Genomic DNA, 21,188 nt, shown 5'->3' with positions numbered 1-21,188 from the left:
TCATCGCTTTCTTGTTAAGCAATTCCAAGTGAGGAACAAGTTTAATCAAATATACTAGATGTCAATGAATTAATGCTGAGACCATGTTTGATATACCTCCCATAACCAACTCAGTCCAAACCACATCGCCAGACCGATTAAAATGAAAACTACTATACCAAGTAAATCTGGAATATGAATCCATAGCCAAGCAACCACTGGGTTACGCCAAAATGCAGAGTGTTGTTGTTTTTGCTCTAAGCGTTCATGTAAAAATGGATGAATCACATGATCTTCTGTTTTGATTTGATATTCTGTTTGGATATGTTCATGGACTAGATCTAATGCTTTTCGGCTTGGACGAATAAAAATATCAAATAAAGTCCCAAGTACAGGAATAAACCCAACCACAGCATCCATCATTGCAAGTTTCAGAACGCCATTCAGCTTGGACTGAGGCACGCCCAATTGTTTGGCTTTGTAGATAGCATAACAAGTCAAAATAAAACCAGCCACATCCCCTGCGACAGGAATGGTACTCAGTGCAGCATCCGCCCCCACGCCTTGCTTGGTAAAAGGAATACGCACAACTGAGTCCATCATATTGGCAAATTTCGCCAAATCACGTTCCAGTCGAATGACTTCTTGAGTGGTTAATTTTTTTTGTGTACTCATTTTCAGAACATACATCCAATTCGATTTTATTTCTAAATGATAACCAATAAATTCAGCATGTTGTGTATAAGTTTAATATTTAGCGGCTACCTACTATGCAACTACTTGACCTAAAAAAATAGAAGCAATAAATAAATAAACGATCACCCCTGTTGCATCACAGATAGAGGTGACTAGTGGAGCAGAGGCGCTTGCAGGGTCTAATTTAAGACGATTTAAGATAAATGGCAAACTCATCCCAATCAAACATCCTAGGAGCACAATTCCCATCATACTAAGCGCCAGCACCAAAGCTACCATAGCATCACCACGTATATAGCCCAATATAGAAACTGCAAATGCCATTGTACCCCCTAGAGATAATGCAACGAGGGTTTCACGCCCAATCAGTTTTAACCAATCTTTTAACTCGACGTCACCCATTGCCAATGCTCGTACCATTAAGGTGGCTGATTGTGAACCTGCATTCCCGCCACTCCCAACCAACAATGGTAAAAAGAACACCAGTACAATATTAGCCGCAATAATGTCTTCAAAATGGGCTATACCGATGCCCGACAACAAACTTCCAAACACCAAAATGACCAGCCAAAACACTCGTTTTTTATATAAAAATAAAATAGGTGCGGTTTTCAAACTAAAATTAGGAGAGCTGCTCACCGCACTTGACTTTAAAAAGTCCTCTATCATTTCTTCTTGTACAACATCCATGGCATCATCATAAGTGACAATTCCTTGTAAATGCTGTGCATCATCAATGATCGGTAATGCTATAAAATCATAATGACTTAGTTTTTGAGCAATAGTTTCTTGGTCATCATAAACATAACCTACAACCAAATCAGTACTCATAATTTCAGCAATCGTTTTATGTGCTTCAGCTAAAATAATTTCTCGTAAAGATACTACGCCTAAGAGCTTCAATGCTTCATCGGTAATATAAATCAGATATAAAGTTTCACGGTCAGACGCTTGCTGTCGTAATTGTTCAATAGCTTGAGTCATATTCAGATCAGGTGATAAAGTCACAAAATCTGAACTCATAATTGCCCCTGCTGACTGTTCAGCATATTGAGCAAGTTGTTTAATTTGCTGGCGTTTTTCTGTATTTAATTGCGTATATACTTCATGTTGTAGCTTGAGAGGCAATACTTTAAATAAATCAGTACTGTCATCTGAATGCATATCCGAAATGAGTTGTACCAATTGCGCTTTGGGTAAACGCAATGCAATTTCAAGCTGTTCCGTTAAGCTTAAAAACTCAAAAACATAAGCAGCATGTGGTAAATATTCTATTAATTTTAATTGTTGATCAAAACTCAAGTTTGCCAATAAATCCGCCAAATCGGCATGATTGACTTGGGTAATTAAACGCTTAATCTCCTCAATTTGATGGTTTTGAATCGCTTGTTCTAGACTTAAAATAAGTTGAGAAGATAACTGCATAAATATCACACCCGTTTTTTGCTACATCATAAAATGAGCTGTTTCAATAAAGCAAATTTACTCCGTATTTATTGCATAAAAACCAGAAATTCCAGTAGGCTAACCACTTTAAGAAGCTAAAAATACAAAGATTTTAGCTTAGGATGCTTCGCTGATATCTTTGATTTAAACTGAAGATTTGTTTTTGAAAGCTGAACGCACCATCACATACATAAAAGGAATAAAAATCAGTACCAAAACTGTTCCAAAAATCACCCCACCTAAGACACTGACACCAATTTCCTGACGACTAGCAGCCCCTGCACCAAAAGCAAAGACCAAAGGAATCACCCCTGCACCGAATGCCAAAGATGTCATTAAAATTGGGCGCAATCGCAAGCCTGCACCTTCAATTGCTGCTGCAACAATGGTTCTACCTTTTTCTTGTGCCAAAGCCGCAAACTCTACAATCAAAATGGCATTTTTACATGACAAACCAATGGTAGTTAATAATGCGATTTGGAAATAAATATCATTTGGAAAACCCGCCAAAGTACTAAAAATAATATTCCCACCAATCCCCAAAGGAATTGCTGCAAGTACACCTGTTGGAATTGACCAACTTTCATATAACGCTGCCAAGCATAGAAAAATAAAACCAATTGAAATCAAATACAACCAAATCGCCTGACTACTTGATTGCTGCTCTTGAAAGGATAAACCACTCCATGCGATGCCAATCCCTTTTTCAGCGGCAATCATTTTTTGTACATCCTGCATGGCTTGACCAGAACTGACATTTGCAGCGCTATTGGCTTCCATTTGTAATGCTGTATAACCTTGAAAACGATTGACCACATCAGGTCCGCCTTCCCAATCCACTGTCGCAAAATTACTAAATGGAATCATTTGATTTTGTGCATTTCGCACAGTCCATACATTTAAGTCCTCAGGTTGAGAGCGGAACTCGGCATCGCCCTGCATCATTACTCGCTTAATCCGTCCACGATCAATAAAATCATTAACATAAGAACCACCCCAAGCAGTTGCTAAGGTACTATTAATTGCCGTTTGACTTAAACCATTTGCCATCGCTAATTTTTGGTCGATATGGACTTTTAGCTTGGCTTTGTCAGGGTTAGATTTTTTATCTAAATTTTCAAAGCTGCTAAATTGTGCTGCATTTTGCTTCAACACACCAAACTTCTGATCTAAAAATTTTCTCCCTTGACCATCCACATCTTGCAGCCAAAATTCCAAACTATCACTATCGCCCAAGCCACTAACAGATGCAGGTAAATTCACATTAATAATGGCATTGGGATCTTTCTTAAAATGTTTCATTGCACGTTCACGAATCGCTTGTGCTGAATTTTCAGCACCCGAACGTTCATCCCAATGTTTGAGTGCAATAAAACCAGTGCCTAAATTTTGCCCTGTGCCTGAAAAGTTTCGCCCATAACGCATTAATACAATCCCAACATTTTGCTTTTCTTGCTCTAAGAAGTATTGACGAATATTTTCTCCAACGACTTGACTACGGCTCATAGGCGTACCATCAGCAAGTCGGAAATTTACACTGATAATACCTTGATCTTCGCTTGGAATAAAACTGGTGGGTAATTGCGTATAAATTAAGCCAAATGCAACCACTAACCCCACAAAAACAACCCCAATTAATGCTTTTAGCCGTAAGGTGTGATGGACTAATTTGACATAGGCATGTTTAAGCCGATCTAATTTTTGATTGACCCATACAGCCCATTTCGCAGGCTGTATATTGGGTTTTAAAACAATGGCACAAAGCGCAGGTGTTAGAATCAAAGCAACAACTAAAGAAATACTCATAGCAGCAACTAAAGTAATCGAGAACTGTCGGTAAATCACACCTGTAGAACCACTAAAAAATGCCATTGGTATGAAGACAGCTGTGAGTACGACTGTAATCCCAATCAAAGCACCTGTGATTTCCTGCATAGACTCAATCGAAGCTTGTTTGGCATCTAAGCCTTGCTCATGCATCAAACGCTCAACATTTTCCACCACCACAATCGCATCATCGACCAATAAACCGATGGCAAGTACCAAAGCAAAAAGCGTCAAAGTATTGATACTCATACCAAGCACATACAGTACAGCAAAAGTACCTAAGATCACCACAGGCACAGTAATCGTCGGAATCAAGGTTGCGCGCCAACTTTGTAAAAATACGAACATCACGATGACCACTAAAATAATCGCTTCGATCAGTGTTTTTACTACTTCTTTAATTGATTCTTGCACAAAGGGCGTGTTATCTCGTGGATATACAATCTTATAACCATCAGGTAAATTTTCTGAAATCTTTGCCAATTCAGCCTTGATCAGTGCTGAGGTTGCCAAAGCATTTGCTCCTGAAGACAAAGAAATTCCCATGCCTGAAGATGGATAGCCATTAATGGTATTAAAAGATTGATAATTTTCTGCACCCAACTCTACTCGTGCTATATCTTTTAAATAAACATAACTGCCATTCGGGTTGGATTTGACCACAATGTTTTGAAATTCTTCGACTGTTCTTAAACGAGAACCTGCAGTAACTTTGGCATTTAAATATTGATCTGCTATAACAGGTAAATCTCCAACACCACCAGCGGCAACTTGGGTATTTTGTGCTTCAATCGCAGAACGCACATCACTCGGCATGAGTTGATATTGACGCAATAAGTTTGGATTGAGCCAAATACGCATCGCATAAGATGAACCAAAAACATCAACTTCACCCACCCCTTCAAGTCGTGCAATTTCTTGCTCAATATGATTAGAAGCATAATCTCCCAATTCAATATTACTACTTTTATTATTGGCATCATAAATACCGACTACCATAAAAGTATCACTCAGTGATTTATAGACGCTAACACCTTGTCGTTGCACGTCTTCAGGAAGTCGATTAATCACACTGTTAATACTATTTTGTACTTGGACTTGGGCGGTATCTGGATCTGTGCCATTTTCAAAACTAAGGCTGACTCGTGCTCGCCCAGAAGAATCACTACTCGAACTAAAATATAATAAATGGTCAATGCCTTTAATCTGTTGCTCAAGGACTTGGGTTACACTTTCTTCAACGGTTTCAGCATCTGCACCCGTATAAGTTGCCGAAATGGTAATACGCGGAGGCGCAATATCAGGATAGCGTTCCACTGGTAAATTCATTACGGAAAAGATACCGAGTGCCATCACGATAATCGCAAGTACACCTGCAAAAATAGGGCGTTGAATAAAAAATTTTGAGAGCATTAGTGTCGGTTCTTAGTCAGATCTGTATAAAGTAGCAATGTCTTTATAATTAAATCCATTTATATTGATATTCCGTGACTTAAGCATAAAAAACAAGAATAAATAACAGAAAAACTGTGTAGAAAATACAATAAGAAGGAAATATGAAGAAATCTAAACATTATATTTTGTAATCCTCAGCCTGCTTTTCATGATTCTGCAAGAAATTTTACGCACATTAGTTTGACTTCATTTATCTAAAAATACAGGATAATAGGATTATGCCTAAAAAAACGATATTAAGTTTCAGTCTTTTGGCTGTATTAACCGCATGTAATGACAATAATGATGATGATAATTTAACGAATACCGTCAAACCTGAATATAAAGAACCTAAAATTATTATTGTTGGGCATCGTGGTGCAAGTGCCTTACGTCCAGAGCATACTTTGGCAGCTTACCAAAAAGCGATTGATGATGGTGCGGATTTTATCGAACCAGACTTAGTTTCGACCAAAGATGGTGTATTGGTTGCACGCCATGAAAATGAAATCGGTGGCACATCCAACGTCAGTACCCTCCCCCAATTCGCCGACCGTCAAAAAACCAAAGTCATTGATGGTACATCACATACAGGTTGGTTTACTGAAGACTTTAGCTTGGCTGAGCTAAATCAAATCAAAGCACGTGAACGTATCCCGAAAGAGCGTCCTTCAAATACCCAGTATAACGATCAATTTGCAATTCCAACCTTAGAGCAAATTATTGAACTGGCTGATGCTCATTACAAAAAAACAGGTAAAATTATTGGTTTATATATCGAAACCAAGCATCCTACCTATTTCCAGAAACAAAACTTAGCCATGGAAGATACTTTACTAAAAACTTTGGCAAAATACGAATATACACGTGATATTGCACCGATCTATCTACAATCTTTTGAAGTAAGCAATTTAAAATATTTAAAAGATCAGCTCACACTGCATAAGTCGTTGAAACACGCTAAAATCATCCAACTTTATGATGCCAAAGACACACAACCTGCTGACTTTGTGGAACAAAAAAACACCATCAAATATGCAGACATGGCAACAGCACAAGGCTTAAAAACTGTGGCTGAATATGCTGATGGTGTTGGTCCTTGGAAACCTTATATTTTCAATGAAACATTCACAGCGCCATCAGATTTTGTTAAAAATGCGCATGCAGTTGGATTAAAAGTTCATCCTTATACCTTCCGACCTGAAAATAGTTTCTTAGCCAAAAACTTAAAGTGTAGTGAAAAAGAGACAGATGCCGCTCAACGCTGTGAAACAGGTGCGAAAAAAGAGTTTGAAATGTACTTTAATGCAGGAGTAGATGGCGTATTCACTGATGATCCTGGTTTAGGTCGCCAAACACTGGATGCTTATTGGAAAATGAATCCAACTCAAAAATAAATCGATTCTGAGCTACCTTTTGCCCAATAAATTGAAATGATGTATTGGGCAATTGTTATATTAATACGACGTTAGACTAAAATTAATTCCCTTTTAAGTTTAAAATAATAACATTCCTATTATTTTTCTCTCTCAATGAATCCCATGCATTCTTATTCCCCATTTAAAGGTAAAACTGGCTTTAAACGTATTCTAAATGCCACTGGATATTCTCTAGCTGGTTTCAAAGCTGCTTTTCAAAATGAAGCCGCTTTTCGACAAATACTTTTGTTGAATATAATTTTAATTCCCATCACATTTTTCTTAGAAGTAAGTGCCGTTGAACAAGCTGTGATGGTCGCAGTATGTTTATTGGCAATCATCGTTGAATTATTTAACTCTGCCTTAGAAGCAGTCGTCGATCGTATTTCTTTGGAGCGTCACCAACTTTCCAAAAATGCCAAGGATATGGGAAGTGCTGCGCAATTTGTTGCGCTATCTATTATTTTTATGACATGGACGATTATTTTATTTTTATAATTGATATTAAGCAGTAATATCAAAAGCATATTTTGATCTTGCTAGATATAGATGCGCGTTAATATCATCCGCAAGTGTGTGATACAGAACCACATCGGCAAATGAATATTTCTACAAAATATCAGTTAAAAATATTCTTTAACAAGTTTTACAGTGAGAATCGCAGTTTGATAATAAGAAAACTATCTTGTGAAGCTACGATTCTCATTTTCGTAAAAACAAGTACCTGAGGAGGTTAAAGCACAACTTGAACCAACCCCAATATGCAAACCAAACCTCTCAATCAAAACTTTTGATCTAAGATTCTATTTATATTGAAAAATCGGTTAAATACTTTTAAGTATTTAACAGCCGTTAAAAATTAAAAACTATCTTCTGGGATACGCACCCAGCCTTCCATTAGAACACGTGCACTACGACTCATGATGGCTTTTTTTACTACCCATTGCCCATTTTCTTGAAGTGCTTGTGCACCTACACGTAAAGTGCCTGATGGATGTCCAAAACGTACTGCTTCACGCTCGCCACCACCTGCCGCCAAATTCACCAAAGTATTTGGAATCGCTGCCGCTGTACCAATTGCAACCGCAGCAGTTCCCATCATCGCATGATGCAATTTACCCATCGACAGTGCCCGTACCAATAAATCGGTATCTGTTTCAGAAACTTGCTTAGCACTTGATGCAACATAAGCTTTTGGTTTTGAAACAAATGCAACTTTTGGCGTGTGCTGGCGGTTTACCGCCTCACTGACATCTTGGATTAAGCCCATTTTTACTGCACCATATGCGCGGATTTTTTCAAAACGCGCTAACGCTGCTGCATCACCATTAATTGCCTCTTGTAACTCTGTACCTTGATAACCAATATCTTCTGCATTTAAGAAAATGGTTGGAATCCCAGCATTGATCAAAGTGGCTTGGAAAGTTCCCACTTCAGGTACATCTAAAGTATCCACCACATTGCCTGTCGGGAACATTGCACCGCCATCTTCCCCATCATCGGCAGGGTCTAAAAACTCGATTTGTACTTCCGCAGCGGGAAATGTCACCCCATCTAACTCAAAATCACCTGTTTCTTGTACTTGCCCATGAGTGATTGGCACATGTGCAATAATGGTTTTTTGAATATTCACCTGCCAAATACGTACTGTACAAACTCCATTTTCGGGAATACGTTCAGCGTTGACCAAACCATTGGAAATAGCAAATGAACCCACAGCAGCAGTGAGATTTCCACAGTTACCACTCCAATCAACAAATGCTTTATCAATCGAAACTTGTCCAAATAAATAATCTACATCATGCTCAGGCTGTGAACTTTTTGATAAGATCACAGTTTTACTGGTGCTGGAAGTTGCTCCACCCATGCCATCAATTTGTTTTCCATATGGGTCTGGACTACCAATCACACGTAACAACATCCGATCACGTGCTTCACCTGCACTTTGTGCACGTTTTGGTAAATCTTCAAGTTTAAAGAAAACACCTTTACTGGTACCACCACGCATGTAAGTTGCAGGGATTTTAATTTGCGGTGCGAAACTCATTGGTTTTATTCCTTTGGTTTATCTTTGTTGTTCAACAATTATGAATCCTCATTCAATTTTATATTACTCTTTTTTTTAGGAAAATCATTGCCCCCATGACTTAAGTATAAAAAATAAGAGAAATAATTCAAAGAATTGATAAGTTTTCCAGACATATAAATAACTCTATTTATATAATTTTTAATGATTTTTTAAATAAGTATAAAATTAAAATCTTATCAGTCAGTTAAAATCAACTGCGGAATACTAGGAGAACTGAAATCAATCAATTACAATCGCTTTCTTATCCATTGTCGGGCTGATCATTTTGAGTAAAGAGTCAACTTCCCTTCAGCGTGGCTTAAAGAATCGTCATATCCAACTCATCGCAATGGGTGGTGCAATTGGTACTGGCTTATTTTTAGGTTCTGCGCAAGTCATCCAATCTGCGGGTCCATCCATTATTTTGGGTTATGCCATTGGCGGTCTTATTGCATTTTTAATCATGCGCCAACTTGGTGAAATGATTGTTGAAGAACCTGTCGCAGGCTCTTTTGCCCATTTTGCTAATAAATACTGGGGTAAATTTGCTGGCTTCTTGGCGGGTTGGAATTATTGGATTTTGTATATTTTAGTTGCAATGTCTGAACTGACTGCTGCCGCAAAATACATTAATTATTGGTGGCCTCATATTCCCGCATGGTCATCGGTTCTGTTCTTTTTCATTACGATCACAGCCATCAATTTAGCCAATGTTAAATTTTATGGTGAATCAGAGTTTTGGCTTTCTATCATCAAAGTCACGGCTATTATTGCCATGATTGTGTTTGGTTTGTATTTGATTTTTACTGCAGATCCTACAGTTGGTTATAGCTTTAGTAATCTTTGGGAACATGGTGGATTTTTTCCACATGGTTTTGAAGGTTTATTCTACATGCTTGCCTTTTTAATGTTTGCCTTTGGGGGCATTGAATTAATCGGCATGGCTGCTGCTGAAGCAAAAGACCCTGAAAAAACTATTCCTAAAGCAATCAATCAAATTATTCCTCGTATTTTAATTTTCTACATTGGTTCTATTACGATTTTATTATCATTGGTACCTTGGAATCAGTTTGATGGGGGAAGTTTAGATAAAAGTCCATTTGTTATGGTCTTTAGCTTAATTGGTATTGGTTGGGCAGCAAATTTGGTTAACTTTATTATCCTTACTGCCGCACTTTCTGTTTATAACAGTGGTATGTATGCCAATAGTCGTATGCTGTATGGTTTGGCTGAACAAGGCAATGCACCGAATATCTTTAAAAAAGTGAATAAACAAGGTGTTCCAATTCCTGCGGTATTATTCTCTGCCTTATTGATTTTTGGTTGTGTATTACTTAACTACTTTGTACCAGAACAAGCATTAAGCCATTTAATCTATATCGTCGTAGGTGCATTGGTTTTAAACTGGGCGATGATTAGCTTAACCCATTTAAAATTTAAACAAGCAATGCTTAAACAAGGGTTAAAAACCAAATTTCCTGCACTGTGGGCACCTCTAAGTAACTATCTGGTATTAGGATTTATCGCAGTTGTGCTCTATATCATGTGGACTCAAGGTTTTAAAGAGTCTGTATATATGATTCCGATTTGGATTTTGTTAATGTATGGTCTTTATAAGGTTCTCAACAGTGAGCAACCGAAAAGCGATTAATGTTAATTTTGAGGAATAAATTGCGATAAATTTCAATTAATTCCTCATAATAAAGCAACGACAATCACTCAAACAACTGAGTCAAAAAGAGATATTGAATTGTGCTCAATATCTCTTTTTTTATATATCATGCAAATTAACCATCTAAAAAATAATCAAAATTTTCCAGCTTCATTGGTTCTAAAAACGATCTATTTACTTTAAAAATGACCATTTTGACAGCCCCATTTGTCAAATTTACCAAAAAAAATATTGTGCTTATTTTTAAACATGCTATGTTCAAATTGTACAGCGAATCATCCACAGTATGTATTCATGAAATATGCAGAGAATGAGTATATTGCGGATTTTAGTGACAATCATGCCATTGCCTATGGTTTAAGTTTAAAGACAGGTTATAAACTTTAGTCATAGACCTCTTTAAATTTGCTGATTTGGACGTATTTTTTAAAGAAGTTTTTCTAATTTTTAAATCAAGCTCTGTATTTAGTTGCTCAATAAACATCTGATTTAAACTTTATTTTTTTATTTTTTTTGCATTACATTAATGTTTTTAATGCGCCCTTAGCTTAACTGGATAGAGCAGTTGCCTCCTAAGCGACCGACGTGGGTTCAAGTCCCTCAGAGCGCACAATTTTATCTTGCTATTTATTGATTAGTCATCACGTCATTTTGTAATTTTTGACCAGATTGCCATTTTGATTTTCTCAAATTGAGTAAAATAAGTAATCCAATACATGTCCCTATTGGAAAACCAATCAAAAATAAACAACCTATAAATGTAGACATTAACTTACCTGTTTCTGTACCCATTTCAACTTCGATTGCCGCTTTATAATGAAAATATGCCAGTCCACATACAATCAAAAAAATGACAATAATAGCTAGCCAATCTGTTTGTTTTCCACCTAGCGTAAATATCATTAAAATCAGAAGAACAATGAAAATAGAATACAGTGCAAATAAGGTGTTGTGCGTATAATAAAGTGTTTTATTGAGTTTCATACTCTTCCTTAATTTTATTTTAATGTATAAAAACGCTAAAATTTTACATGTCCTATAACTATCTGTCATTAAAATTCGTATTAGATACAGCTTATTGCAAGCTGATTAAATTGATAAATATTTTTACTTATTCTAGATAGAAAAGTACTGAATAATTTTAACGAGAGTTGTTGAATCTTGGTAAAACATCAATTAAAAAGTGCTATCATATTGCCCATATAATTTTTTTCGGCACACCTTGAGTGTCAATATTCGTAAAAGTTAGGAATAGCAATGACTGATAATGCAACGATTTTGCAGAATGTACCAGTAGGCAAAAAAGTCGGTATCGCCTTTTCTGGTGGTCTAGACACTTCAGCAGCTTTATTGTGGATGAAACAAAAAGGCGCAGAACCTTATGCTTATACAGCAAACTTAGGTCAACCTGATGAAGATGACTATGATGCAATTCCACGTAAAGCAGAAGAGTATGGCGCTGTTAAAGCACGTTTAGTTGACTGCCGCTTACAACTTGCATTAGAAGGTATTGCTGCAATTCAATGTGGCGCATTCCATATCAGCACTGGTGGCGTTCCATATTTCAATACGACGCCATTAGGTCGTGCAGTAACAGGTACAATGCTTGTTACGGCAATGAAAGAAGATGATGTCAACATCTGGGGTGATGGTTCAACCTATAAAGGGAACGATATTGAGCGTTTTTATCGTTATGGTCTTTTGACCAACCCTGCCCTTAAAATTTATAAACCTTGGTTAGACCAACAATTCATCGATGAACTAGGTGGTCGTGCGGAAATGTCACAGTTCCTCATCGACAATGGTTTTGACTATAAAATGTCGAAAGAGAAAGCATATTCAACTGACTCGAATATGTTAGGTGCGACTCACGAAGCGAAAGATCTTGAATATCTCAATGCAGGTATCAAAATCGTTGACCCAATCATGGGTGTTGCCTTCTGGAAAGATGACGTAAAAATCGACGCTGAAGAAGTATCAATCACTTTTGAAGAAGGCTTTCCTGTTGCATTAAACGGTAAACGTATTGAAGATCCAGTTGAGTTGATTCTTGAAGCGAACCGTATCGGTGGTCGTCATGGCTTAGGTATGTCGGATCAAATTGAAAACCGTATCATCGAAGCAAAATCTCGTGGTATTTATGAAGCTCCAGGAATGGCACTTCTTCACATTGCGTATGAGCGTCTTGTGACGGGTATTCATAATGAAGATACGATTGAACAATACCGTATCAACGGTTTACGTTTAGGTCGTTTATTGTACCAAGGTCGTTGGTTCGATTCTCAAGCATTGATGCTGCGTGAAACTGCTCAACGTTGGGTTGCTAAAGCCATTACAGGTACTGTGACTTTAGAACTTCGTCGTGGTAATGACTACACGATTATGAACACTGAATCTGAAAACCTTACATACGAAGCAGAACGCTTAACAATGGAAAAAGGTGATTCAATGTTTACCCCAATGGATCGTATCGGTCAGTTGACCATGCGTAACCTAGATATTACGGATACACGTGCAAAACTCGGTATCTATACTGGTGCAGGTTTACTCGCAGTCGGTACAGGTTCTGCAGTTCCACAGCTTAAAGACAAAAACAAATAATTTAATCTGTTCAATATAAACAGCATTTAAACTAAACCCCATAAGTTGAATTCAACTTATGGGGTTTAACTTATTATTTATACTATTTTTATCTTTCAGACATCGCAACGACTATCGTTTCTCCATCTTTTTGATCTAGTTGAATATGTTGTACTTCTTTATAATGACCAATCATTTCTGCTAAGTCAGGCGAATGGCTTGTCACCCAAAGCTGGGTATAGTGGCTAGCTTCAGCAATCAACATCGCTAATGCAGGCAGCAAATCAGGATGCAAACTATTTTCTGGTTCATTTAATGCCATAAAACTCGGAGGGCGTGGACTAAGTAAAGCCACAGCCAAACATAAAAAGCGTAATGTACCATCAGAAAACTCAGCACTTTCTAATGCTCTTAAAATCCCTGCTCTTTTCATCATCATTTGAAAACGTCCACCCAATTCTTCTACATAAAACTGAGTGTTCGGAAAAGCTTTTTCTAACACAGCATACAAAGATTCGCTCTGCCCACGCTCTCGCAATGTTTCAAAAGCCGCTGCTAAGTTTGCACCATCATGCGCCAAAATTGGGGAACGAATACCAACTTGTGGTACGCGCATAGGTGAGTTTGAGCTTACCGAAAACTCATGATAAAAGCGCCAATTTTTCATAGTTTCACGGACTTGGGATACTTCAGGATACAAATGCGGATCAGACAATTGACCAAAAATTGAATCTTCCTGCGTTAAAGTCATCGGGTAACTCATACGCTCACCCTCAACGTTCTTTAAAAATGCAGCTTGATTGACTCGCTCCATCAGCTCACTCATTCGACGACGCTGATAACCACTGAGCCAAATATTTTCTTTTTTGACCAGTGGGTCTAGTGCAAATAAACTGATCAAAGGTTCAGGAAAACCGATTTCCATTTGATAGTCATAATCTTGCATATCTACTGACAAAATCATTCGTTTGGGGTCTTTGGCTCGATCTCCTGCACGATGTCCTCCTGCCCACATAACTTTTTGAATTCCACCTTCTTCAGCAATCGCTTGCGATAAACGACCATTGGCTGCTTCATGTAACAAACGGACAGCTTTATAAAGATTTGATTTTCCACAGCCATTTGCACCACTAATAATATTGAGTTGTTTTAATGCTAAAGTCATATTTCGTATGGAACGAAAGCCTTTAATCGTGACTGATTGAATCATAGTATTTTCCAAATTTTATAGAATTTGTAAAACTCTTATTGTTGTACTGAGTGGATAAAAAACCCGCAAGCCTAAACTTACGGGTAATATAAAATAGAAACAAAAATTTTAAATTCATCTTAGAATAAACGATTCATTCCATTCAAAGTGGCTACACGGTACGCCTCTGCCATTGTTGGATAGTTAAATGTCGTTTCTACAAAATACTTAATGGTATTATTGCTACTTTGCATCACTGCCTGACCAATGTGAATAATTTCAGCAGCATTATTTCCGAAACAATGCACACCTAACAACTCCAAAGTATCACGATGGAATAAGATTTTTAGCTCACCTACGGTATCGCCTGTGATTTGTGCACGTGCCAAATGACGGAATGATGCTTGACCGACTTCATACGGAATTTTTTCAGCGGTAAGCTGACTTTCAGTTTTACCAAAGAATGAAATTTCTGGAATAGTGTAAATCCCTGTTGGAATATCGGTTACAGGTTTTACATTTTCCTCGCCTGCCATATTTGCACCTGCACAGCGACCTTGGTCATAAGCAGCCGAAGCCAGTGAAGGCCAACCGATTACATCGCCAGCAGCATAAATATTTTCAACTTCAGTCTGGTATTGCTCATTGACAGTGATTTGACCACGGCTGTTTGGTGTGATCCCTACATTTTCCAGACCTAAGCCATCGGTATTTCCTGAACGTCCGTTACACCACAGAATTGCATCAGCTTTAATTTTTTTACCACTTTGTAAATATAAGACAACATGATCATCAAAAGTTTCTAAATGATCAATTTGCTCATTGTGGCGAATGAGTACACCTTGTTCACGTAAGTGATAAGACAATGCATCTGCGATCTCATCATCTAAATAGCTCAATAACTGATGTTGTGTATTGATCAAATCAACTTTATGGTCTAAGCCAATGAAAATAGACGCATATTCACAACCAATAACACCTGCACCATAGATGATAATTTTATGAATAGAAAAATCTAAATCTAAAATTTTATCCGAATCAAATACACGGGGATGATTAAAATCCAAACCTTGTGGACGATATGGTCGACTACCTGTTGCAACAACAATTTGTTGACAAATCAAGCTTTCTTTTACACCATCTTCATTAAAAATAAGGACGGTATTTTTATCTTGAATATAGGCACGACCATGAAATACATCGATATTATTGCGATCATAAAAACGTGAATGGGTGTCTACTTGTTGTTGAATAACTTTGTGTGCATTGCGCAACACTTGTTTCATCGTAAATTGTTTCCAATCCCCCACTTTTTTAAACATTGGGTCACGTTGGTAACGAATGATACTGGAAACGGTTTGACGTAAGGCTTTACTTGGAATTGTGCCCACATGGGTACAGTTCCCACCAAGCTGTTCACGCACATCAACAATAGCAACACGCTTGCCTGATTTTGACAGCTTCATTGCCGCGCCTTCACCTGCTGGGCCAGAACCGAGTACGACTGCATCGTATTTTGAAAAATTCCCACTCACCAGTTCTTTTTTACGTGGCATCCAAAGCTCCTCATACTGATTTGGTACACTATTCTTGCGCTATATTATGACTGAAAGTTTATCACTTTGCTGTATTTACCAAGTATATATTGCGTGATAGCCACATTTAGTAAATGAATAGTGTTTTTACCCTTTCATTTTTCAATTCCGCTATAATATAACCAAATAGCTACCGTCAAAAACAGTGGAAAAGTTGAATATGTCAGAAAACCGTAAACCTGAACAGGGTGTGAAATTACGTGGTGCAGAAAAAGTTGCTCGTATTCCTGTAAAAGTTGTAGCAACGGTTGAAACACCTCGAAAGCCTGATTGGATTCGGGTGAAAATGGCTGCACCTGATGAAGTTCAACGTATTAAAACAACTTTACGTGCACAAAAATTACATACCGTTTGTGAAGAAGCCGCTTGTCCCAACTTACCTGAATGTTTTGGTGGTGGTACTGCAACCTTTATGATCATGGGTGATATTTGTACGCGTCGTTGTCCATTCTGTGATGTGGCACATGGTCGTCCAAATGCTTTAGATCCTGATGAACCTCGGCATATGGCTGAAACTATTGCAAATTTGGGTTTAAAGTATGCTGTGATTACGTCTGTAGACCGTGATGACTTACTCGACGGTGGGGCGCAACATTTTGTTGATTGTATTAAAGAAGCCCGTGCGCTAAGCCCTCATACTTTACTTGAAATTTTGGTACCTGACTTCCGTGGTCGTATGGATATTGCTTTACGTATCATGACTGAATGTCCACCTGATGTGTTTAATCATAACATCGAAACGGTGCCACGTTTGTATAAAGCGATGCGTCCAGGTTCTGATTATCAGCATTCCCTTAATTTATTAAAAATGTTTAAAGAATACTGCCCTGAGATTCCAACTAAATGTGGTTTGATGGTCGGTATCGGTGAAACTGAAGACGAAGTGATTGCATTGCTTGATGACTTGCATGCACATGGCGTGGACTATGTGACAATTGGTCAATATTTACAGCCGTCGAAAGAGCATGCACCAATTGATCGTTTTGTAACGCCTGAAGAGTTTGATCGTTATACTGCGCATGGGCAAAAATTAGGTTTTAAAAATATTTGGGCTGCGCCGATGGTGCGTTCAAGCTACTTTGCAGATCGTCAATACTACGGTGAGCCTGTGCCACAAGTGCGTCGTAAAACTGATCCTGCAAAGAAAATCGCAGTGCAAACGATCGAAGCTTAATTAATTTTTTACTTTGAAAATCTAAAGCCAATCTGTAATGATTGGCTTTTTTGTTTTCTGGGTATTTAAATACATTCGGTCAAGCTTTTAATTTATAAAGGTAAAATAATTAAAACTACTTATAAAATTAGCGACCATAATTACCATCCTTTTTTAATAATATTGAAGGTTTATTGTAAAATATTACCCCACGTATAATTTAACGGAGTCAGGGCAGAAACTTGAGGGATGGATGGTGTAAATGGCAGTTTAGAGGAGAATACATAAGGAAATTTTACGCCAGAAGAATTTTTTACATAGACATTATCCTGCTCTTTTGTAGGTTCACATTTAATACCCAAATTATTAACTAAAATTTCTAAAATAATAGATATTTGATCAGCTCCATTATTTATAATTTTTAATTGTGCTGAAAAAATATTAATTTCCTTTATATGTTATTTCTTTGACTAATATAAGAAAAAACCGCCCTGACAGACGGTATTTTTTATCATCATTTCAATTAAGCCACAGGCGACAACGTAAACAACACCTGCCCTGTTTTCACCGTTTGCCCTTTTTCAATGGTAATAACTTCAACTTTCATCCGTTCAGGTGCAATAATGGGTATCTCGATTTTCATTGCTTCAATCACAGCAAGCGTTGCACCCTCTTCCACGATATCACCCGATACACATTCAATCTTCCAAATTGACCCCGGCATATGTGACTCAACCGCACATCCACCTTCAGGAACTTGAATCTCACTATCATCAGTTACAGCATCTAAACTTTCAGATACGTATTCTGCAAGCCCTGCCTCGTGCCAACGGTTACGTTCTTCATCAAAGTTGGCTTGTTGTACCGCTTTAAACTGAGCAATAGATTCTTCATTTTCAATCAAGAAGTCATTGTATTCTTTTAGGTTTAGTATACCTTCTTCTACACGGAGTTTTAAGCGACCTGCTTTAAAGTCCTCACGCATTTGCATGAGTTCCTGTTCTGATACTTCATAAAATTTGATTTGGTCGAAGAAACGCAGTAACCACGGCATGCCTTTTTCAAAATCAGGATTTTTGCGGTAACGACTCCACATTTGTGTGGTACGACCCACAAACTGATAACCACCTGGTCCTTCCATCCCATACACACACATATACGCTCCACCAATACCGACAGCATTTTCAGGTGTCCATGTGCGTGCAGGGTTGTATTTGGTCGTCACTAAACGATGGCGCGGGTCGAGTGGCGTTGCCACAGGTGCACCTAAATACACATCACCTAAACCCATCACCAAATAATTGGTGCTATACACAATATCTTTCACCGCTTGTTTAGAATCTAAACCATTAATACGGCGGATAAACTCAACATTATCAGGGCACCACGGTGCGTCACTTCGCACGGTTTGCATATAACGTTCGGTTGCCAATTGGGTTTGCGAATCTTCCCATGCAAGCGGTAAATAGACGGTACGTGATGAGACTTCCATTTGCGTAACATCAGGCAATTGGCTTTCCGCTTGTTGTAATAAACTAAGCAGTTTTTTCTGACCCAAAACCAATGAATCAAAATGGATTTGTAGCGAGCGAATGCCTGGAGTTAAATCAATAATACCATCAAAATGCTGATCTTTTAGCCATTGCATGAGGGCATGAATACGGAAACGTAAGTTGAGATCAAGCACTAACTCGCCATATTCAACCAACATATAGTTATTACCTGCAGGGCGATATACCACATCTGGTAAGCTATTTTTGCCTTTTAAAGTCGCAAGTACAGCATCGTTTAAAGTTTCTAGTTCGGCACTAAAACTTTGTCTAAAATCGATTGCATCTGCATGATCTGCTTTTAAGGCTGTGCTGTAAGTCTGGTTAAGTGCATGCGCTTGCTCATAAGACACAGGAGTAAATTTCACTTGATCACCTGCTTTGAGCTGTCCAATTTTCCAAAGTTCAGAGCTGACAATCACCGCAGGACAAACAAAACCACCTAAACTTGGACCATCTGGTCCCAAGATAATTGGCATGTCACCTGTAAAATCTATCGCACCAATCGCATAAGCATTGTCATGGATGTTGGAGGGGTGCAAACCAGCTTCACCACCATCAATACGTGCCCATTCAGGTTTTTCACCGATCAAACGCACGCCTGTACGGCTAGAGTTAAAATGGATTTCAAAAGTTTTTGCAAAAAAACGATCTATATCGTTTTTAGTAAAAAAATCAGGTGCGCCATGCGGACCATACATTACCGCAATTTCCCAACGATTTGAGAATGTCGGAATTTGATCTTCGGCAAGTGCTTTGCTTTCAGTTGATGTATACGCTGTGATCGGCAACATATCACCAAGCAGCAAGTTACGTCCTGCATGCCCCCCAAATTGCCCCAACGTAAAAGTCGCTTGTGAGCCTAAATATTCAGGTACATTCAAACCACCTTTAATGCCGATATAACTACGGCAACCTGTGGCAATTTTTCCTGTTTTTAGGATTTGATCTTTTTTCACATTGATGGTTTGCCACATCGGAACTGCAACGCCATCAAGTGTGGCAGGCATATCCCCCCCCGTGATGACAATTTGGCTATCACAGTGGAACTTTAAAGTTGGACCTTGAAGGGTACATTCCAAGCCTGCGGTATTAAATGGGTTACCAAGCAATTGGTTTGCCACGTTTAAAGACAATGGATCAATCGCACCTGATGGCGGTACACCCACATCCCAATAGCCCAAACGGCCTGTGACATCTTGCACCACAGTCTGAATACCTGCTTGTAACACTTCAATTTTTTGCGTTTTCCACTCAAAAGTATTTAAGAAGCGTGTGGTTTGTGTGCCTGCTTTAAATACCTCGCAATCAACAATGTTTTTTAAATATTCAAGATTGGTTTCAATGCCTGCCACTTGGGTTTTCGCCAAAGCCTCTGTCATGGCTTGGATCGCTGACTCACGAGAATCGCTTGTCACAATAATCTTGGCAATCATGGGATCATAGAACGATGACACATTTGAGCCTGTTTCTACCCACGTTTCATTACGAGCATTCTCATCAAACTCGACATACGTCAGAAGCCCTGCACTGGGTTGGAAGTTTTTAATTGGATCTTCGGCATATAAACGCACTTGAATTGAATGACCTTTAGATTCCAATTTTTCAATGGGCGCAACCCAATCACCACTGCCTAAGGTGATCATCCATTCCACTAAATCAACACCAAAGACTTGCTCTGTCACACCATGTTCGACTTGTAGACGCGTATTCACCTCTAAGAAATAAAATTCTTGTGTGTCGGTATCCATTACAAATTCAACTGTTCCTGCCGAGCGGTAATTCACCGATTGCATCAGTTGAATCGCGACATTTTGGATATAGGCACGTTGTTCGTCATTTAGATGTGGCGCAGGCGTTTCCTCGATCACTTTTTGATTACGGCGTTGCACAGAACAGTCACGTTCACCCAAAGCTAGAATTTGACCTTGACCATCACCAAATATTTGTACTTCGATATGACGGGCATTTTGTACAAATTTTTCGAGGTATAAACCGGCATCATTAAAGTTAGCTTGTGCAAGATAAGAAACCGTGGCATACGCATCTTTCAGCTCTGCGTCATTCCATACCAAACGCATCCCTATACCGCCACCACCAGCAGTACTTTTTAACATCACAGGATAACCAATACGTGAAGCTTCTGTTAAAGCTTCAGCTTCATCAGCAAGCAGTTGACTACCTGGCAATAACGGCACATTGGCTTGAATCGCGAGTTCTCGTGCAGTATGTTTTAAGCCAAAAGACTTCATTTGTGCGGCATTTGGTCCTAAAAATACAATGCCTTGTGCTTCACAAAGGTCACAAAATTCTGCATTCTCAGACAAAAAGCCATAACCTGGATGAATGGCATTTGCACCTGTTTGCTTCGCCACAGCCAAAATTTTATCGACATTTAAATAGCTTTGACTTGCAGGAGAATCACCAATAAATACGGCTTCATCCGCCAAAGTCACATGCAATGAATCACGATCTGCTTCTGAATAAACTGCAACTGATTGAATACCTAGTTTTTTTAATGTGCGAATAACACGACAGGCAATTGCCCCACGGTTGGCGATGAGTACTTTATTAAACATAG

Annotated in this window: 14 protein-coding genes and 1 tRNA gene; 7 read left to right on the top strand and 8 right to left on the bottom strand. The window is 38.4% G+C overall.

Translation table 11 applies throughout. From position 1 onward, the window contains the following. Window positions 1-69: 69 nt before the first annotated feature. The 3 genes from DJ533_RS07195 to DJ533_RS07185 all read right to left on the bottom strand — a co-directional run bounded on the left by DJ533_RS07195 (window position 70) and on the right by DJ533_RS07185 (window position 5,361). Complete coding sequence (locus tag DJ533_RS07195) at window positions 70-654, bottom strand: DUF4112 domain-containing protein (RefSeq protein ID WP_065995250.1); 585 nt, start codon at window positions 652-654, stop codon at window positions 70-72. A gap of 93 nt (window positions 655-747) precedes the next feature. Next, on the bottom strand, window positions 748-2,100 hold the full coding sequence (mgtE, locus tag DJ533_RS07190; protein WP_065995251.1) for a magnesium transporter: 1,353 nt from the start codon (window positions 2,098-2,100) through the stop codon (window positions 748-750). 165 nt (window positions 2,101-2,265) lie between these two features. Beyond that, window positions 2,266-5,361: a multidrug efflux RND transporter permease subunit gene (locus DJ533_RS07185; RefSeq protein WP_065995252.1), complete on the bottom strand. Its 3,096-nt coding sequence runs from the start codon at window positions 5,359-5,361 to the stop codon at window positions 2,266-2,268. Between the two features lie 260 nt (window positions 5,362-5,621). Between DJ533_RS07185 and DJ533_RS07180 the strand changes: the two genes are divergently transcribed. Both DJ533_RS07180 and DJ533_RS07175 read left to right on the top strand, forming a co-directional pair. Next, window positions 5,622-6,779 carry a glycerophosphodiester phosphodiesterase gene (locus DJ533_RS07180; RefSeq protein ID WP_065995253.1) on the top strand — a complete coding sequence of 386 codons (1,158 nt, stop codon included), beginning with the start codon at window positions 5,622-5,624 and terminating at the stop codon, window positions 6,777-6,779. A 144-nt stretch (window positions 6,780-6,923) separates the two neighbouring features. Beyond that, window positions 6,924-7,298, top strand: coding sequence for a diacylglycerol kinase (locus tag DJ533_RS07175; RefSeq protein ID WP_065995254.1), 375 nt, complete (start codon window positions 6,924-6,926; stop codon window positions 7,296-7,298). Between the two features lie 361 nt (window positions 7,299-7,659). On the opposite strand, the gene prpF is transcribed toward DJ533_RS07175, so the two are convergent. After that, entirely contained in the window at window positions 7,660-8,847 is a 1,188-nt protein-coding gene (gene prpF / locus DJ533_RS07170) for a 2-methylaconitate cis-trans isomerase PrpF (RefSeq protein ID WP_065995255.1), read from the bottom strand. A gap of 307 nt (window positions 8,848-9,154) precedes the next feature. On the opposite strand from prpF, the gene DJ533_RS07165 reads away from it, so the two are divergent. The 3 genes from DJ533_RS07165 (at window position 9,155) to DJ533_RS07160 (ending at window position 11,150) form a co-directional block, all read left to right on the top strand. Continuing rightward, window positions 9,155-10,519, top strand: a complete 1,365-nt coding sequence (locus DJ533_RS07165; protein WP_081406148.1) for an amino acid permease — start codon at window positions 9,155-9,157, stop codon at window positions 10,517-10,519. Window positions 10,520-10,789: 270 nt separating this feature from the next. Further along, the gene (locus DJ533_RS18660; protein ID WP_171488543.1) at window positions 10,790-10,927 is read left to right on the top strand and encodes a hypothetical protein; all 138 of its coding nucleotides are present in this window, start codon (window positions 10,790-10,792) and stop codon (window positions 10,925-10,927) included. Window positions 10,928-11,077: 150 nt separating this feature from the next. After that, window positions 11,078-11,150, top strand: a tRNA-Arg gene (locus DJ533_RS07160). Between the two features lie 17 nt (window positions 11,151-11,167). Here the strand turns inward: DJ533_RS07160 and DJ533_RS07155 are convergent. Further along, a complete protein-coding gene (locus DJ533_RS07155) occupies window positions 11,168-11,524 on the bottom strand; it encodes a hypothetical protein (protein WP_065995257.1) in 357 nt (118 codons plus the stop codon). Window positions 11,525-11,797: 273 nt separating this feature from the next. Between DJ533_RS07155 and argG the strand changes: the two genes are divergently transcribed. Continuing rightward, window positions 11,798-13,141, top strand: a complete 1,344-nt coding sequence (gene argG / locus DJ533_RS07150) for an argininosuccinate synthase (protein WP_065995258.1) — start codon at window positions 11,798-11,800, stop codon at window positions 13,139-13,141. A gap of 88 nt (window positions 13,142-13,229) precedes the next feature. Here argG and DJ533_RS07145 read toward each other — a convergent pair whose 3' ends face one another. Further along, window positions 13,230-14,330: an AAA family ATPase gene (locus DJ533_RS07145; protein WP_065995259.1), complete on the bottom strand. Its 1,101-nt coding sequence runs from the start codon at window positions 14,328-14,330 to the stop codon at window positions 13,230-13,232. A gap of 119 nt (window positions 14,331-14,449) precedes the next feature. Continuing rightward, window positions 14,450-15,865 carry a Si-specific NAD(P)(+) transhydrogenase gene (gene sthA, locus DJ533_RS07140; protein ID WP_065995260.1) on the bottom strand — a complete coding sequence of 472 codons (1,416 nt, stop codon included), beginning with the start codon at window positions 15,863-15,865 and terminating at the stop codon, window positions 14,450-14,452. A 199-nt stretch (window positions 15,866-16,064) separates the two neighbouring features. Here sthA and lipA point away from each other — a divergent pair, with 199 nt between their 5' ends. Further along, window positions 16,065-17,078, top strand: a complete 1,014-nt coding sequence (lipA, locus tag DJ533_RS07135) for a lipoyl synthase (protein WP_065995261.1) — start codon at window positions 16,065-16,067, stop codon at window positions 17,076-17,078. 502 nt (window positions 17,079-17,580) lie between these two features. On the opposite strand, the gene uca is transcribed toward lipA, so the two are convergent. Then, window positions 17,581-21,186: an urea carboxylase gene (uca, locus tag DJ533_RS07130; protein WP_065995262.1), complete on the bottom strand. Its 3,606-nt coding sequence runs from the start codon at window positions 21,184-21,186 to the stop codon at window positions 17,581-17,583. Window positions 21,187-21,188 lie beyond the last annotated feature (2 nt).

The organism is Acinetobacter defluvii (genome assembly GCF_001704615.3).
Lineage (GTDB): Bacteria > Pseudomonadota > Gammaproteobacteria > Pseudomonadales > Moraxellaceae > Acinetobacter > Acinetobacter defluvii.
This window is presented reverse-complemented; position numbering and strand designations above follow the sequence as displayed.